This window comes from Methylocystis sp. JAN1, assembly GCF_052186135.1.
Taxonomy (GTDB): Bacteria; Pseudomonadota; Alphaproteobacteria; order Rhizobiales; family Beijerinckiaceae; genus Methylocystis.
The window spans coordinates 2,876,255-2,891,190 of sequence record NZ_CP181499.1 but is presented as its reverse complement, the minus strand read 5'-3'; the positions used below and the strand labels follow the sequence as shown (position 1 = coordinate 2,891,190).

At 66.6% G+C, this 14,936-nt stretch carries 13 protein-coding genes; 5 read left to right on the top strand and 8 right to left on the bottom strand.

Features of this window, described 5'->3' with window-relative positions; genetic code table 11:
* The first annotated feature begins 41 nt into the window (after positions 1-41).
* Positions 42-341, top strand: a complete 300-nt coding sequence (locus tag ACNHKD_RS13870; RefSeq protein ID WP_442754068.1) for a hypothetical protein — start codon at positions 42-44, stop codon at positions 339-341.
* 24 nt (positions 342-365) lie between these two features.
* On the opposite strand, the gene ACNHKD_RS13865 is transcribed toward ACNHKD_RS13870, so the two are convergent.
* The 7 genes from ACNHKD_RS13865 to ACNHKD_RS13835 all read right to left on the bottom strand — a co-directional run bounded on the left by ACNHKD_RS13865 (position 366) and on the right by ACNHKD_RS13835 (position 7,812).
* Positions 366-2,444, bottom strand: a complete 2,079-nt coding sequence (locus ACNHKD_RS13865; protein ID WP_442754067.1) for an AsmA family protein — start codon at positions 2,442-2,444, stop codon at positions 366-368.
* Complete coding sequence (locus tag ACNHKD_RS13860) at positions 2,401-3,387, bottom strand: DUF2865 domain-containing protein (protein WP_442754066.1); 987 nt, start codon at positions 3,385-3,387, stop codon at positions 2,401-2,403. Before ACNHKD_RS13860 ends, ACNHKD_RS13865 begins: the two co-directional genes overlap by 44 nt.
* Before the next feature lie 101 nt (positions 3,388-3,488).
* Positions 3,489-3,839 carry a response regulator gene (locus tag ACNHKD_RS13855; RefSeq protein ID WP_442754065.1) on the bottom strand — a complete coding sequence of 117 codons (351 nt, stop codon included), beginning with the start codon at positions 3,837-3,839 and terminating at the stop codon, positions 3,489-3,491.
* Positions 3,840-4,110: 271 nt separating this feature from the next.
* Positions 4,111-4,485 (bottom strand): DUF423 domain-containing protein, encoded by a 375-nt coding sequence (locus ACNHKD_RS13850; RefSeq protein ID WP_442754064.1) that lies wholly within the window; start codon positions 4,483-4,485, stop codon positions 4,111-4,113.
* Between the two features lie 18 nt (positions 4,486-4,503).
* Complete coding sequence (locus ACNHKD_RS13845) at positions 4,504-6,033, bottom strand: undecaprenyl-phosphate glucose phosphotransferase (protein WP_442754063.1); 1,530 nt, start codon at positions 6,031-6,033, stop codon at positions 4,504-4,506.
* Between the two features lie 16 nt (positions 6,034-6,049).
* Positions 6,050-7,258 carry a glycosyltransferase family 4 protein gene (locus ACNHKD_RS13840; RefSeq protein ID WP_442754062.1) on the bottom strand — a complete coding sequence of 403 codons (1,209 nt, stop codon included), beginning with the start codon at positions 7,256-7,258 and terminating at the stop codon, positions 6,050-6,052.
* A gap of 17 nt (positions 7,259-7,275) precedes the next feature.
* Complete coding sequence (locus tag ACNHKD_RS13835; protein WP_442754061.1) at positions 7,276-7,812, bottom strand: polysaccharide biosynthesis/export family protein; 537 nt, start codon at positions 7,810-7,812, stop codon at positions 7,276-7,278.
* A gap of 208 nt (positions 7,813-8,020) precedes the next feature.
* On the opposite strand from ACNHKD_RS13835, the gene ACNHKD_RS13830 reads away from it, so the two are divergent.
* Positions 8,021-10,147, top strand: a complete 2,127-nt coding sequence (locus tag ACNHKD_RS13830) for a GumC family protein (protein WP_442754060.1) — start codon at positions 8,021-8,023, stop codon at positions 10,145-10,147.
* A 1-nt stretch (position 10,148) separates the two neighbouring features.
* Here ACNHKD_RS13830 and ACNHKD_RS13825 read toward each other — a convergent pair whose 3' ends face one another.
* Positions 10,149-11,336 (bottom strand): GNAT family N-acetyltransferase, encoded by a 1,188-nt coding sequence (locus ACNHKD_RS13825; RefSeq protein WP_442754059.1) that lies wholly within the window; start codon positions 11,334-11,336, stop codon positions 10,149-10,151.
* 125 nt (positions 11,337-11,461) lie between these two features.
* On the opposite strand from ACNHKD_RS13825, the gene ACNHKD_RS13820 reads away from it, so the two are divergent.
* The 3 genes from ACNHKD_RS13820 to ACNHKD_RS13810 all read left to right on the top strand — a co-directional run bounded on the left by ACNHKD_RS13820 (position 11,462) and on the right by ACNHKD_RS13810 (position 14,862).
* Positions 11,462-12,517, top strand: a complete 1,056-nt coding sequence (locus ACNHKD_RS13820) for a polysaccharide deacetylase family protein (protein WP_442754058.1) — start codon at positions 11,462-11,464, stop codon at positions 12,515-12,517.
* Between the two features lie 75 nt (positions 12,518-12,592).
* Positions 12,593-13,516, top strand: coding sequence for a J domain-containing protein (locus tag ACNHKD_RS13815; RefSeq protein ID WP_442754057.1), 924 nt, complete (start codon positions 12,593-12,595; stop codon positions 13,514-13,516).
* 107 nt (positions 13,517-13,623) lie between these two features.
* Positions 13,624-14,862 (top strand): M48 family metallopeptidase, encoded by a 1,239-nt coding sequence (locus ACNHKD_RS13810; protein WP_442754056.1) that lies wholly within the window; start codon positions 13,624-13,626, stop codon positions 14,860-14,862.
* The last annotated feature ends 74 nt before the right edge of the window (positions 14,863-14,936 follow it).

Here is a 14,936-nt window from a genome sequence, read left to right as displayed (position 1 = left end):
GAGGGCGCGGCGCGTGTCGCCGCAGGCGATGAGGAAGAAAAATGATCAGCCCGGACACCCCTTCTGGAACGGAGGTCGTCTGCGTCGAGGCCAGGCCCGGACGCTATGGCGACGGTGGCCTCAGACGGGGCGCTATCTACACCGTGGAAAGGATCGCCCCCGCCATAGACGGCGGCTATGTCGTCGTCCTGAGGGAAATTCCGCCATGGGAGACCTACACGCCGCCCTGGGGCCTCGTCGGCATCGGCTTCGAACTGCGGCGTTTCCGCTATCTCGACATTCCCAATTCACTCACCCGTTTGCTTGAGGAGGCGGGACGGGAGCAAGAGGTGGTCGTCTAGACTGGCTTGTGGCGTTTCCCTGGGTCAGGGTGGCTCCGTCGCCGGCGGATCGGGCGGCTCCGGCAGCAGCGGGGCGGCGGCGCCTGAGCGGCGGATGAAGGCTTGCGGGTCCGGCGCGAGCGTGAGGTCGTCCCATGCGCCTGCGAGATCGAAGGCGATTTGCAGGCCCTTCTCGCGTGGTTTTCCCGAGGCGTCCGCCTCCCGCGCGGCGGCCTTGAGCGCGAGGCTGCGCTCGGCCAGATTGGCTGAACCTTTGAGGCTCAGCACGAAACCCGGCCCATAGGCTAAGGCCTCCTCCAGCGTCCCGACCCCGTTCTCGACGATGACCGTCGCGCCGGCCCGCGCCAGCGGCGAGCTTCCCGATCGAATGTCTTGTGCGCTGGAAAGCGGGCGTTTCTCAAGTCGGCGCAAGGCGCGTTCGAAGTCGACGCCCGCGATTTCGCCGTCGGCCAAAGCGAGCGTCGCGCGCCCGCCGAGGCTTTTCATCATATCTGCGACGGCGCCGCCGGAGGCGTCGAGCGTAAGCGAGGAAGTCAGCGCGCCGCCGATCGCCTGCTTCCCGAAAGCGTCCCAAAGCAGCGCGCGGGCGTCGACCCCGGCGGTCTGGGCCGTGGCGTGGACCGCCAGCGCCCCGCCGCTCGCCGGCTTGAACGAGGCGTGGGCCTTCAATCGCCCCCGATAGGCCTGGGCTTCGACGAGCGACAGATCGAGCGCCCCGTCGCGCAGCGTCGCCGCGAAGGTGGCCTCGTCGATCGTCAGGCGGCCAAGCCGCGCATGCGCCGCGCTGAGATGCAGGTCGACATCGGCGCCCGACATATCGGGCGGATCGAGCGGCTCGCGGCTCCACTGGCCGTCGGGACCGAGCAGCGCCGGGGCGTCCGAAAGCATGGGCTTCAAGGCGACGAAGTCGCTTTTCAGGGCGGCGGAGACATTCGGCCGCCCGTCCTCGTCCCGAACAATCAGTTCGCCGTCAAAGGCGTTTCCGTCGACATCGACATGCAGTTCCTTGAGGGCGGCCTCCCGCGCGCTCAACGCCGCATGGGCGGAAAATTGCGCGGCGCCAAAAGGGCCGGGCAGGGGCACGTTGACACCGAAAAGGCGCAAGGCCTCCCGTACCGAGGCCGCCGACCCGGCGACGCGCCCGGCGTAGTGAGCGTTGGGCAGGGTCTGCGCCACGCCCTGCGCCTCGATCCGCAGGTTCTCGCCATCGAGTCGCGCCGTCGCGACGGAGGGATCGCCGCGCAGGAAGGAGCCGGGGCGCGCGAGCCAGGCCATTAATTGCAGGCGTTCGCCGCGCCAGTCGAAGGCGCCGGTCAGCAGGGCCGGCTCGCCGATCTTGCGCCACTCGAGGGCGCCGTCGATCTTGTCGGCCGCATAATCCACGCCGCCTCGCCGCACGCGCAGCGAGCCGTCGGTTATCGTGAGCACGCCCAGGCGGAAATTATCGGCCGCCTGCGCCTCCAGGCTGGCCGGTTTGGCGGCGGCCGCGCGCGCCGCCGCGCCGGGCGCGTCGATCGGCTTCTGATCCAGATCGATCCTTGCGCGGGGCCGCACGAGGGCGAGGCCGTCGATGTCCAGCCGGCCGGAAAGAAGCGGCAGCAGCTTGAGGACGCCATGAATCTGCTGCGCCTCGATGACCAGCGCGCCGTTGCGGTCGGCGAAGACGACGCCCTCAAGCGTCACATGCGGCCGGGGCGTCAATGACAGGCGCGGATAGCCGCGCGCGGCGATGTAAAGGCCGGCGGCGTTCTGGAGCTGGGCGGAAATGGCCGACTTGGCGGCGGCCGGCGAATAGAGCCAGGGCGCCAGCGCCGCCGCGGCGCCGATGAGGATGGCGAAGGACGCGACGATCCAGAGCAGGATTCGCGCCCGCCGCCCGCCGAGGACGCGCCTGAGTCGCTTCGCCGCGCCCGATGGACGGGAGGCTGTCGACGGATCGCGATCCAAAGGCGGCAAGCGCTCTTCTCCTACGCCACTTTCCCATTGCTTCTCGCTTATTGCTTCTCGCGAGGAAGCGCGGCGAGAAAGTGGCGGACGGCGCCGGGGCGGAGAGTCGCGACTACAGCGCCGTCCGGGAACCCCCATGGCGGCGGCGATCGCCATTCATCACCGCAAGACGGCCTTGCGGGGTTTTCAACGCCTTTTCGATTGCGTAAAGCGCGCTCTTCTGGGACAGCGGCACGTCCGCGCTTTCGGCCAGCGACAGGAAGTCCGTTTCCTTGTAGGGATAATGGCTGCCGCGCTTCACGACCCGCACGCCCTGTGAGGTCACCACCGAATCGCCGGGACGCAGCGTCGCGTCCGACAAAAGCGCTTGCGTCGCGGCCGCCGCCGTCGCCTCTGTTTGGCAGGAGCACGCCCGGGCGTTCGGATCGAGCCGGGAGAGCAGCGCCGCATAGGACTCCCCGTTTTTCGCGGCCTTCGCCTCTTCCACCCTGTCCGAGCCTTCGGGAAAGACGAACAGCGTCGATTGCGCGCCGGGGCAGAGCTTCTCGCAGTTCGCCTGCTGGGCGGCGACATCTGATGCGCGCGAGACGGGGGAAGCGGGGAAATAATAGCCGTCGCAAGCGCGCACGCACACGGCGCGACGGCTGGCGCCTCCAACGGCTCCCTTGGCCGACGCCTTCAGGCTCACATTCGGCGCCGAGAGTTTGAAGCTCGCGTTCAGGATCAGCGAGACCGGTTCGGCAGCGCCCGTGCGGCGGCGCCCGACAGCCGCCGCGTGGCGGTTAAGCGCGAATTTCTTGCGCTCGACGATCTGGCGGCGGGCCTGGGCGTAATGGGCGCGCGCCTTTCTCGCTTGCCGGATGCGGCCCTCCTCGCGGGGGAAGACGAAGCGATAGCTCCGCGCGTAGCCGCCGTAGTAATCCTGCTCCCGCGGCGCGCCGGCCCCGAAGACCGCGTCGATGAGGCCTCCGGCCGCGCGGCTGGCGCGAATGTCGTATCCGGCGAAGACGGCGCAGAAGAGCGCGAAGGCCGCGCCCAGCGAAATGGCGGATCGCGCGCTTGCGGCGCGGCTGGGAGCCGGGGTGGTGCGCATGGACATCGAACGCGCTCACATTAGGAGAAAATTAACAATTCCTTCGCGCAGCGTAAAACGGACCCGCTCCGGCTTCAAGCGGTCAAGGCGAATTTTGCGTCGAAAAATCAGTTGCTTTCGCCATTGGCCAGCTCTTCGCGCAGCGTGCGCAATATCTCTTCGACGTAGAACGGCTTTTCGACGATCGCCTGCTGGAGATAGCCTTCCGGCAGCCCCGCGCGCCCACAACCTGTCGTAAAGACGAAAGGGATTCCGCGCGCCGCGATGATGTCGGCCACGGGGTCGATGCGGTCCTGGCCGATATTCACGTCGAGAAGGGCGAGGTCGAAAGCGACGGTCTGCGCCAGTCTGATCGCCTGCGGGACGCTGCGGGCCGAGCCGGCGACGATAAGCCCGAAATCCGTAAGCGTCTCTTCCAGCGCAAGCGTGATGAAGGGGTCGTCTTCGACAATCAGCACCCTGCGCCCGAGCAAAGGGTCGCTCGGCCGTTGCGTCGCATCGCTCGATGCGCCGCCAGAACGGGGTTGTGGCGCGTCCGAGACAGACATGTGGAGAATGGTGCGGCCGTTTGCCGCGCGAGTCCAGCATTCGCGCGCGCCAGTTGAAGATAGCGCTCGACTGTTGCTTTTCGGCCGCAGGCGAATCTTCCCGGCGCGGCGATCCGTCACGGCCAAGAAGTTTCGATGAATGAAGGCGATAGCCGGCGTCGTTCCCAAACCCGCGCCGACTCTAATCGCGCCGAGCGATCGCCAGCGCTCCCCAGAGCGCAAGCGCGAGCCAAGCGAGAATCGTCAGCGAACCGCCCATGGGCGCCGCGAAGGGAAAGAGCTTGCCGCCGAGATAGACCCGCGCCGCGAGATCGGCGGAAAAAAGCGTCACGCCGGCTTGAAGGACGAAGGCCGCGCCGGCGAGGGCGCGTGCGAAGGGCGGCGCGGTTCGCGCCAGCGCGGCGAGACCGAGCCCCGCCGCCGCGTGCAAAGTCAGGAAGTGGCTCGCGGTCAAGAGCAGGGGATTGGCGTCGACATGCGCCGCGGCCGCCGAGAGGGCCACGCCCATGGCGCCCTGGAGCGCCGCGACGGTCGCGATGATCGACGCCGTTTTCAATCGTTGCTCCGTCCTGTCTTAGTAAGCGTTTTCGGCCTTGATCAAAGCGAAGGGGGTGAGCGCCAGAATATAGACGTCGAGGAAGATGGACCAGTTCTCGATATAATAGAGGTCGCATTCCACGCGCTTCTGGATTTTCTCCGGCGTGTCGGTCTCCCCGCGCCAGCCATTGATCTGCGCCCAGCCGGTGAGGCCCGGCTTCACGCGATGGCGGGCGAAATAGCCGTCGACCACCTCGTCATAGAGATGATCCGCCGCGCGCGAGATGACCGCATGCGGACGCGGACCAACGAGCGAAAGATTGCCCTTGAACACGACGTTGAACAGTTGCGGCAACTCGTCCAGCGAGGTCTTGCGGATGAAGCGTCCGACGCGCGTGACGCGCGGATCGCCGCGGGTCACCTGCTTCGTGGCCGCATAGTCGAGCTTCTCGACATACATTGAGCGGAACTTGTAGACCTCGATATTCTCGTTGTTGAAGCCGTGGCGGACCTGCTTGAACAGAACGGGACCCGGCGAGTCGAGCTTCACCGCCAGCGCGATGAGGGCCATGACAGGCGAGAGCAGGACGAGGCAGATCGCGCCCACGACCTTGTCGAAAATATATTTGACGACGACGTCCCAATCCGCGATCGGCTTGTCGAAGACGTCGATCACCGGAACGTTGCCGATATAGGAATAGGAGCGCGGCCGGAAGCGCAGCTTGTTGGTGTGCGCCGCGAGACGAATGTCGATCGGCAGAATCCAGAGCTTGCGCAGCATTTGCAGGAGCCGGGCCTCGGCCGAGATCGGCAGGGCGAAGATGACGAGGTCGATGCGCGTGTGGCGCGCGAATTCGACAAGGTCGTCGATGGATCCGAGTTTGGGATAACCCGCGACGACATCCGGGGAACGCTTGTCGGTGCGGTCGTCGAACAGGCCGAGGATTTGCAAATCGCTGTCGTTCTGCGCCGCGAGGTCGCGAAGCACGGGGTCGGCAAGTTCGCCGCCGCCGACGATGACAGTCCGGCGATCAAGCTTCCCCTGCCGCGTCAGCATCCGCACGATCAGCGAGAGCGCCAGGCGCTCGCCCGCGAGCAGCGCGAGGCCCGAGACGTACCAGCCCAGGAGCCAAACGCGCGAGAAGGAATCGTCGAGCTTGAAGAAGAAAAGCACGATGAGCGCGGCGACGAAGACGAGAGACCATGCGGCCGCGATCTTCAAGCCGTTGCGCATCGGCGCGCGAAAGGCGCTCGTGGCGTAGAGACCGAGCGACTGAATGGCCACGATGGCCGAAAGGGCCATGGCCGGCATGACGAGATAATAGTCGAGCGACCGCCCCCAATTGGCCGCGACGTAAATTTCGTGGATGAGAACGCCCGCGCCCAGAAGCAAAACGAGCTCGACGAGGCGAACGAGGCCCGCCAGCACGATCGGCGAATAGGACTTGCCCGGCGCGCTGTTGCTTGCGATCTCGGCGAGCAGCGGGCTGAGCTTCCTTTTTTCGGAGGGGCCTCCGTTCTTTTCAGGAGGCACGCCTTTCATGTCGCCAACGGCGAAAGCGCACATTTCTTTATCTCCCGGTTCAATGCGCTGAGCCGGCGGCCGCAAGCCGCGGCGTTCGGCTCAAGGCGGCGCGATATCCGCCCAGCACGCCTTCGTTCATCCTGTCGATCGTGAAGCGGGTTTTGACGAAATCCGCCATTTCTTCCGCAAGCGCCATGCGCGCCTGGGGGCTCATGTCGTGCATCGCGCGCATGGCGGCCGCGAGGGCCGCCGGGTCGCGCGGCGGCGCAAGCCTTGCCGCCTGCGAGCCAAAGATTTCAGGGATGCCCCCGACACGCGTCGAGACGACCGGCGTCTTCGCCGCGATCGCCTCCAGGACAATGTAGGGGAGGGATTCCGCGCGACTTGGAACCACCAGTATCTTCCCGTGCGCGAGCGCTTCGCGGGTCGGCGTCCGCGGGTGAAAGGCCACCCGGTCGGCCAGACCGAGTTCATGCGCCAGCGTGCGAAATTGCGCCTCGTCGAGACCTGAGCCGGCGAGCGCGAGGCGCAAATCCCCGGGCAGGGCAGCGAAGGCGTGGAGCAAATCCTCCACGCCCTTGGCGACGCGCATCTCGCCGATGAAGACGAAGTCGGCGGCGCCGGGCGCGGGCGCGACGGGCGCAAATTCCTGAGGCGACAGCCCGTTATGGACGACGGGCGCAAGCGCCCGCGGCGGCTCGACCGTTTCGCTGAAACGCCGCCGGGCGTAGTCGCTCTCGAAGGGCATAAGATCCGTCACGCGGCCCATTATAAGCTCGGCAGTAAAAAAAATTCTTCCCAACGGCGAATCGGGACGAAAATGCAGGCTGCCGCCATGGGGCGTGTAGACGCGCGCGGGCGCGGACGCCGGCTGGGGAAAGATGGGCAGGACGGCAGGCAGGCGCGCATAAAGGCCGCCCTTGGCGCCGTGGCCATGGATAATGTGCGGCTGCAGTTCGCGGACGAGCGCGGCGACGCGCCAGGCGATGCGCAGATCGTCCGGATGGGGCAGCCGCCGCATCGGCAGGCGCGTCACGCCCAAAGCAAGATGCGGCGAGAGTCCGCCAAGGATGCGCGCGGCGTCTTCTCCCCCGGTCAGCGAATCGGCGACGACGCCGACGTGGCATCCGGAAGCCGCCTGCGCGCGCGTGAGGTCCGCGACGTGGCGAAAAAGCCCGCCAACCGGCGCGCGCATGACGTGGAGGACGCGCAGTCCCGGAAGGGCCGCCGCATGTTCCCTCGCGTCCTGTTCGTCGGCTGCGGCCACAATTGACCTTTCTTCCTTTAGAAAATTCGTTCTCGCACCGTAATCGTGTCCCCGGGCCGAATGGGCGTGTCGAGCGGAACGCGGCCGGTGACGGGAACGCCGTCTATGACGCGCGTCAGATCGACCGCGCCCTGATAGCCGCGCGGGCCGAAACCGCCCGCAATCGCGACCGCGGTGCGCGCGGTCATCGCTTCGACGAAGGGATATTGTCCGGCGTTGGTGATTTCGCCTAGCACGAAAAACGGGCGGAACGCCTCGACTTCGACTGAAACGCGCGGCTCGCGAACAAAGCCGTTGCGCAGTCGAGCGGCGATCTCGCGCTCCACGTCCGGCACGGTGAGGCCCTGGACCGGGACCGAGCCGATCAGCGGCATGGCGATGCGGCCGGCGCCGTCGACCGAGTAGGCGTTGGAGAGCGCATCCTGGCCGAAGACGATGACGCGCAGCCTGTCGCCGGCGGCGAGCGTATAGGGCTCGAAGGCCGAGGCGGCGAAGAGTTCCGGCTTATAGGCTCCGGGAGCCGCGCAACCGGACAAGAGAGCGCTCGTCGTCATTGCTATCGCCAAGGCGAACGTCTTGCAGGAGGCGACCGGCTTCGCCATTTCGGTTCCTTGAGTTGTAGCAAATCGGATGACCGCCATAGGGCGACCGCCTGTTTTTATTGCTTCATGGTTAACAAACTTTGACCTGGGCGGAGCTGGGCGGTTTAACCAGCGCTAAACCATAATCGCGTAAAAAGCCGAGGCTGACCTCGGAGAAGCGATGCGTTCGGGTATTCCAATCGAGACGGAGGCGGTGACAAACGAAATCGATTTGTCACATGTCGGCCGCGCGCTGGCGAAGAAGCGCTGGTGGGTCATCGGACCGACCCTCGTCGCGTTCGCGGGCGCGCTTGTCTTCGTCAACGTCGTCAAGCCGCGTTACACTTCCGAAGCCCGGCTGCTGCTCGAAAACCAGGACGACTTCTACGCGCGCGTCGACAAAGGCGAGCGCATCGACGCGAACGGCCCCGACGCCGAAGGCGTGCAGAGCCAGATTCAGCTTCTCACCTCTCGCGACCTCGCGCGCCGCATCATCAAGCCTCTCGGCTTGCAGGGGAATGTCGAATTCGATCCGCTGGCCAACGGCATGGGCGCGCTGACGCGCGTCATGGTCCTGCTCGGCCTGACGCGCGATCCGAGGCAGATGACCCCGGAGGACCGCATTCTCGAAAAGTTCGGCGAGAAGCTTTCCGTGCTCTCGCCGACGAAGACGCGCGTTCTCTCGGTGGAATTCTCCTCGCGCAATCCCGATCTCGCGGCGCGCGGCGCCAACGCCGTCGCCGGCGCCTATATCGAGATGCAGCAGGAGGCGAAGCGCGACATCGCGCGGGCCGCCGCGCAATCGCTGGCGACTCTCGTGTCGGACTTGCGCACCCGCGTCGCCGAGGCGGAGGCGAAGGTCGAGGACTATCGGGCGAGGACGGGCCTTCTCGTCGGCGCGAACAATACGGTCATTTCGACCCAGCAGCTCGGCGAGTTGAACAATCAGCTCTCCAATGCGCGCGCCGTGCAGGCGGACGCGCAGGCGAAAGCGAATATTCTGCGCGACATGCTGCGGCAGAACCGCGTCGGCGAGATTCCCGACGTCGCGAACAACGAGGTGATGCGCCGTATTTTCGAGCAGCGCGTCGCGTTGCGCGCACAGCTCGCCCTTGAGTCGCGCACGCTGCTGCCGCAGCATCCGCGCATCAAGGAGCTCAACGCGCAGCTTCAGGACCTTGACATGCAGTGGCGCGCCGCGGCCGAGCGCACGGCGCGCACGCTGGAGAACGAAGCGCGCATCGCGTCCGTCCGCGTCGAAAATCTCACCAAGGTTCTGGAGGATCAGAAGCGCGTGGCCGGCGCCGCCGGCGCCGAGGAAGTCAAGCTGCGCGAACTGGAGCGCGCGGCGCGCCTTCTCAAGGACCAGCTGGAGACGGAGACGGCGAAATATCAGGAGGCGCTGGCGCGCGAACGCGTCAAGGCGACGCCCGCCGACGCGCGCATCATTCAGCGCGCGCTCGCCCCGCAATTGCCCTCCTTTCCGAAGAAGCTTCCCGTCACCGTCTTCGCGACTCTCGCGGCTCTCATTCTTTCGGCGGGCGCTGTCGTCGCCGGCGAATTGTTGACAGGGCGCGCCCGGATCGCGACTCCAGCGGCCCCCGCGCCGCCGGGCGACGAGCCGGAGAGGGAGCCCGCGCGCGTCGCGGCCGACGAGCCAGTCACTGCGCCCGACGAGCCAGCCATTGCGTCCGAAGAGCGGGCAGTCGCGGCGATCGAAGAGGAAGCCGAGCGGGTCGCGGCGAGGGGCGAGGCGGAAGCCGAGGCCGTGCAACGCATCGACAGCGCGCGCGCCGTGCAGAGCTGCGTAAAGGTTTTGGTGACCCCTTGCGAGACGGAGGGCAAGCCCGCCGAGACCGCGATCGCGCTCGCGCGCAATCTCTCCCGTCGCGGCCGAACGCTGCTCGCCGCGGCCGATCACGGCGCGATCGCCTTCGACGCGCTGGTGCATTCGCCCGAGGGACCACCCTTGGGCATGTCCGATCTTGCGGCCGGCGTCGCCGACTTCGCTCAGGTCATCCATCGCGACGTCGACTCGCGCCTGCATGTGTTGCCCGCCGGCGTCTTGCAGGGAGAAGAGCGCTACGATCTCGCGCTTGTCGTCATGGCGCTCGCGCACACCTATGATTTTCTGGTCTTCGCGGCTTCGGCCGAGCAGGCGCTGCGGCTGGCGCCGCATGTCGATCTCGCTTTCGTTCTCGGCGGCGACGCGGCGGCGGAGGCTCTACGCGCTCAGATCGCGCAGGAGGGCGCCGACGCTCACCTGCTGGAAGGCGTCGGCGATCTCGACGGCCTCGTGGCGGCCTGATCTATTTCGCGCGTCCGAAAAGACGACGCGCGCGATGATAGGCGCGCGACAGGCCGGGGCTCCGCTTCACGCGCCGCTTGAGCCGCAGATAGGCCGAAAGCAGCGGGGCCGCGACGGCGCCGCGCGCCGAGACCGGCAGAATGAGATCGCATAGTTCGATCGTCTCGTCGCAGACGGCGCTTTTGTAGCGCGCTTCGCCGGCGCCGAGATCGAAATGCGTCATGCCTCGCGTGACGAGATTGCGCATGAGCGCGTGCAGCAGCAGATCGCCGGGGGAAGAGCGGGCGATCTCTTCATCCATGTCGAACGAATTCAGCATGCCCGAAAAGCGTCCGCCGCGGGCGATCCCGGCATAGGTCGCCACGATGCGGCCGCCAACCGAGAGCGCGTGCAATTCAAGCGCGCCGTCCCCGGTCTCGCAATGCAGACGCTGGAGAAACGCGTTCACGCCGCGACCGAATCCGTCGTCGACGCCCATAGCCGAAAAACGCGCCGATTTCTGGCGGATGAGCGCGGCGAGAATGGCTTCGCCGCGCGCGCCGGTCGCGCAATGCTCGTAGAAAAGCTCGCCCAATTCCGCGAGGCGCGCTTCTTTCTTTTTCAGCTTCTTGCGCGTGTCTTTCGAGAGGCGCGCCGCAAGGTCTTCGACGCGCGCGGGCAGCGCCGCGCCATAGGCGAAGCTCGCGCTCGGCCGCGCCTCGGGGAAGGCGAGCGGATTGTCGAAACGCTCGAAGCGGCGCGGCTGGTTGCGCAGATAGACGAGATCCGGCGGATCGTCGCAGGCCTGCGCGGCCCGGCGCAGAAGCGCGCGCAAGGCCGCAGGGCCGAAAGACGCTTGCGGATCGAGAATGGCGAGATTGAAATTACTCTCCCTGCCGCCGAGAAAGAGCGCGATCTTCAGGCCGGCGCGCCGCTGAGCGCATAAGGGGAGAATCGCCTCCATCCGCCCCGCGTGGTTGCGCGCAACGATAATAAAGGGCCGGACGCCTTCGGCTCGGCCGATCGTGTCGGCCCATTTGGAGGCGAAGGAATAGGTTTGGTAAGGACTGACCGCCGCGCGCGCCGCCAACGCAATCCATTCGTCGCGGATGTCCGCCGGGTCCGCGAAGACCTCGATCACTGCCGGGTCGCACGGATTTTCGAAGGCTTGCGTGAAGCTGTCCTCCAGGCTTTCGAGCCTCGTCGCCATGTCCCGCCCAACCATCCCGTCCCGCCGAACCGTGGTTCCCATTAATGCCACGAGGCGCATAACAGATAGTTAGAGTCTGCGTCCTAAACCCAGGAAGCTGTCCGGGCGTCTCTACGGGAGGGCTAATGGCGACTTGGCGGGAACGGGCGATTGTGGCAGGCATGCAGCTCTTTCAGGCGAGCGGCGCGCACCGGCTGGCCGCGTCCTTCACGCGCGGTCTTGGCGCCATCCTCATGTTTCACCGGGTGCGGCCCGATCCCCGCGAGGCTTTCGCGCCGAACGCCGGGCTGGAAGTGACGCCGGGCTTTCTGGATCAGCTCCTCATCCATTTGCGGACGCAGGGTTACGACATAATCTCGCTCGACGCCGCGCTCGATTTCCTGCGCAAAGGAAAGGCGCCGCCAAAGCCTCTCGTCGTCCTGACTTTCGACGACGGCTATCGCGACCTGGTCGAACACGCCCTGCCCATCTTGGAGCGCCACGCGGCGCCTTTCACGGCCTATGTGACGGCCGGCTTCGCCGACCGCCGCGCGCGGCTCTGGTGGATCGAAATGGAGGAAGCGATACGCCGGCTCGGGCGTGTCGACGTGACGGTCAGCGGAACGCGCATCGCGCGCGACTGCGCCACGGCCGCCGAGAAGAGCGCGGCTTTCGCGGATATTTACTGGTCAATCCGGGACGGCGGCGAGGAACAGTTGCTCGATGTCGTCGCAACGCTCGCCGCGCAGGCCGGGGTAGACGCGCGCGCGCTGGCCGCGGAAGCCTGTCTCGGCTGGGCCGAGATCGCCGGCCTCGCGGGACACGAACTCGCAACCATCGGCGCGCATTCGGTCGCCCATCCGCGCCTCGCCAAGCTCGACGCGGCGGCGGCGCGGCGCGAAATGGCGGAAAGCCGCGACCGCATCGCCCGCAAGACTGGCGTGACGCCCCGCCATTTCTGTTACCCGGTCGGCGATCCGACCTCCGCGGGACGGCGCGAATTCGCGCTTGCGGCGGAGCTCGGCTTCGAGAGCGCCGTCACCACGCGGCCGGGGATGATTTTCCCGGAGCATCGCGATCATTTCCACGCGCTGCCGCGCCTCTCGGTCAACGGCAAGCATCAGAGCCTCGCGGCGCTCGACGTGTTGTTGAGCGGCGCCCCTTTCGCGCTGATGAACCGCGGCCGTCGCGTCGCGGCCTAAAAGGGGAGAGGGGCGATCAGTTTCGATCCGTTCGAAGCCTCCTGGCGAGAGATCGAGTCCGGCCAAAGCCGTGGGATGCTGCTGCCTGCGATCGGCGCGGCGGCCGCGGTGCTCGGCCTTTCGGTCGTCATCGTGCTCGCCTTGCATGTGACCGAGCCTCAGGAGCTGGCGCCTTTGCCGGCCAGCGACGAGGGAATGCGCCGCTATGCCGAGGCCGGCTATTTTCCGCTGATCGCCGCGGCCCGCGCCGTTGAGCGTCACGCGCTCGCGACCGCCGCCGGACTGCAGACTTTTCTCGGCCTGACCATCATTTTCTTTTCGACGGCCCATGCCGCCTGGCGCGGTTTCGCCAGCTCCCGCACCCGTCGCTGGTCCAACGGCTTCTGGATGGCGGGGGTTATCGCGCTCTGTCTGGCGGCGTCGGCTTTCCACGGCCTGACGCCCTACATGCTGGATTACTGGATAACGTCGTCGGCCGCCCAAACCGGGGGAAGCCTGGGCGGGCCGGTCAGCGACATCTACGGCGCCAACGGCTTGAACAGCCGAATGTCGCCGGCCGCCTTCCTGACCGAGCGGGGGTTGTACGGCGCGGGATTTGCGGCCTTTCTCGCGCTGCTCGGCCATGACCTTGCTTACCGGCTGCGAGAGGCGCTGGAGGATTTCGGTCTTATCGAAGAGGCCGCGGATCGCCATCGGCGCTCGCAGTCCCGGAGCGCCGGGCAGGGGACGAAAGGCCAGTTCCGGCGCCGCGCCGAGCGGCGGGAGGGGGCCGGGACCGAGCGCGGTTTCGGGGAGCGCGACGCCCCGCAGGCCTGGAGCGCGCCCTTGAGCGAGGAGGCCCGCGCCCGCGCCGTCCTCGGCGTCGGAGCCAACGCCTCCAGGCGCGAGATCGAGCGGGCCTATCGCTCCCAGATGAAGCGCGCCCATCCCGACCATGGCGGTTCGGTCGAGCGCGCCGCCGCCCTCAACGCCGCGCGAGACGTGCTGCTGGGCCGCTGAGCCGGCGTGACCGGCGCGGCGACATTCTCGCGCCCGCCCGCTTGACCCCTAGCAAAGCTGGGCCAGAGCGCCTATTTTTGACGGAAATCAGACAGTGGAGCGGATCGATGAGCCTTATGGGCGTTCTTATTTGTGTCGCCATCGCCTCGTCGGCGGGTTTGGGCGTTTATCTGCGTCACCGCCAGACCGAAAACGTCGCGGCCAATCGTGATGCGGTGCCGCCCGATTTCGCCCGAGAAGTGACGCTGGAGGAGCATCGCCGCGCGGCCGACTACACGATTGCGCGCACGCGCTTCGCAATGGGCGAAACCCTGTACGACGCCATCCTCTCCATCCTCTGGCTCGTGGCGTTCATGGGGCCGCTCTATGCGCTCGTCTCGCAGGTCGTCGCGCCGGGCATGACGCGCAGCGTCGTCTTCGTGCTCGCCGCGGGCTTTATCAGCCATCTCTTCGAATTGCCGTTCTCGATCGCCAACGCCTTCATCCTGGAGGAGCGTTTCGGCTTCAACCGGCTCACCCCGAAGACCTTCCTTCTCGACGAGTTGAAGGGCGTCGCGCTCGGCGTCGGCATGGCGGCCCCGCTGCTTTACGGCATGTTCTGGCTGTTGGAGGCCTTTCCGGAAAGCTGGTGGCTTTTCGCCTATGTGGCCTTCATGGGGCTGGTCATCGCCATGACGGTCATTTATCCGACCTTCATCGCGCCTCTCTTCAACAAGTTCACGCCGATGGAGGAGGGCTCGACCAAGGCGCGCATGGAGGCGCTCCTGCAAAAGTGCGGCTTCGAGTCCAAGGGCCTCTACGTGATGGACGCGTCGAAACGCTCGGCCCATGGCAACGCCTATTTCACCGGCTTCGGCAAGGCCAAGCGCATTGTCTTCTTCGACACGCTTCTGGAGAAGCATTCGCTGGAGGAAATCGAGTCCATCCTCGCGCATGAGCTTGGCCACTTCAAATACGGCCATGTGCGGCAGATGCTTGTCCAGGCGGCGATCCTTACCTTTGTCGGCTTCGCCGTGCTGCACTGGGCCTTTGGCGGCGGGACTTTCGCCGGCTGGTTCGGCCTGCCGAGCGATCCCGGCGTGGTGCTTGTCGCCCTGCTCCTCGCCAAGGAGCCGATCTCGCATCTCCTGCATCCCCTCCTGGCCTATCGCTCGCGCAAGAACGAGTTCGAGGCCGACGACTTTGCCCGCCGCATGGTCGGAAAGGAGCCGATGATCTCCGCGCTCACCCGGCTGACGCGCGACAATCTCGCAACGCTCACGCCCGATCCGCTTTACGCCAAGTTCTATTTCTCGCATCCGCCGGCTCCGGTGCGCGTGGCGCAATTGCGGGGCGCGGAAGGGTAGGCGACCAGGGAATAAAAAGGGGCCGAATTGGCCCCTTCTCTTACCTGATCCTTGTTCGGGACGCCGCGGCCTTC

Bases quoted from the DNA above. Each gene is read 5' to 3' on its own strand.
- ACNHKD_RS13870 (WP_442754068.1), top strand. From the start codon at position 42: ATGATCAGCCCGGACACCCCTTCTGGAACGGAGGTCGTCTGCGTCGAG.
- ACNHKD_RS13865 (WP_442754067.1), bottom strand. From the start codon at position 2,444: ATGGCGATCGCCGCCGCCATGGGGGTTCCCGGACGGCGCTGTAGTCGC.
- ACNHKD_RS13860 (WP_442754066.1), bottom strand. From the start codon at position 3,387: ATGTCCATGCGCACCACCCCGGCTCCCAGCCGCGCCGCAAGCGCGCGA.
- ACNHKD_RS13845 (WP_442754063.1), bottom strand. From the start codon at position 6,033: ATGTGCGCTTTCGCCGTTGGCGACATGAAAGGCGTGCCTCCTGAAAAG.
- ACNHKD_RS13835 (WP_442754061.1), bottom strand. From the start codon at position 7,812: ATGACGACGAGCGCTCTCTTGTCCGGTTGCGCGGCTCCCGGAGCCTAT.
- ACNHKD_RS13830 (WP_442754060.1), top strand. From the start codon at position 8,021: ATGCGTTCGGGTATTCCAATCGAGACGGAGGCGGTGACAAACGAAATC.
- ACNHKD_RS13825 (WP_442754059.1), bottom strand. From the start codon at position 11,336: ATGGCGACGAGGCTCGAAAGCCTGGAGGACAGCTTCACGCAAGCCTTC.
- ACNHKD_RS13820 (WP_442754058.1), top strand. From the start codon at position 11,462: ATGGCGACTTGGCGGGAACGGGCGATTGTGGCAGGCATGCAGCTCTTT.
- ACNHKD_RS13815 (WP_442754057.1), top strand. From the start codon at position 12,593: ATGCTGCTGCCTGCGATCGGCGCGGCGGCCGCGGTGCTCGGCCTTTCG.
- ACNHKD_RS13810 (WP_442754056.1), top strand. From the start codon at position 13,624: ATGAGCCTTATGGGCGTTCTTATTTGTGTCGCCATCGCCTCGTCGGCG.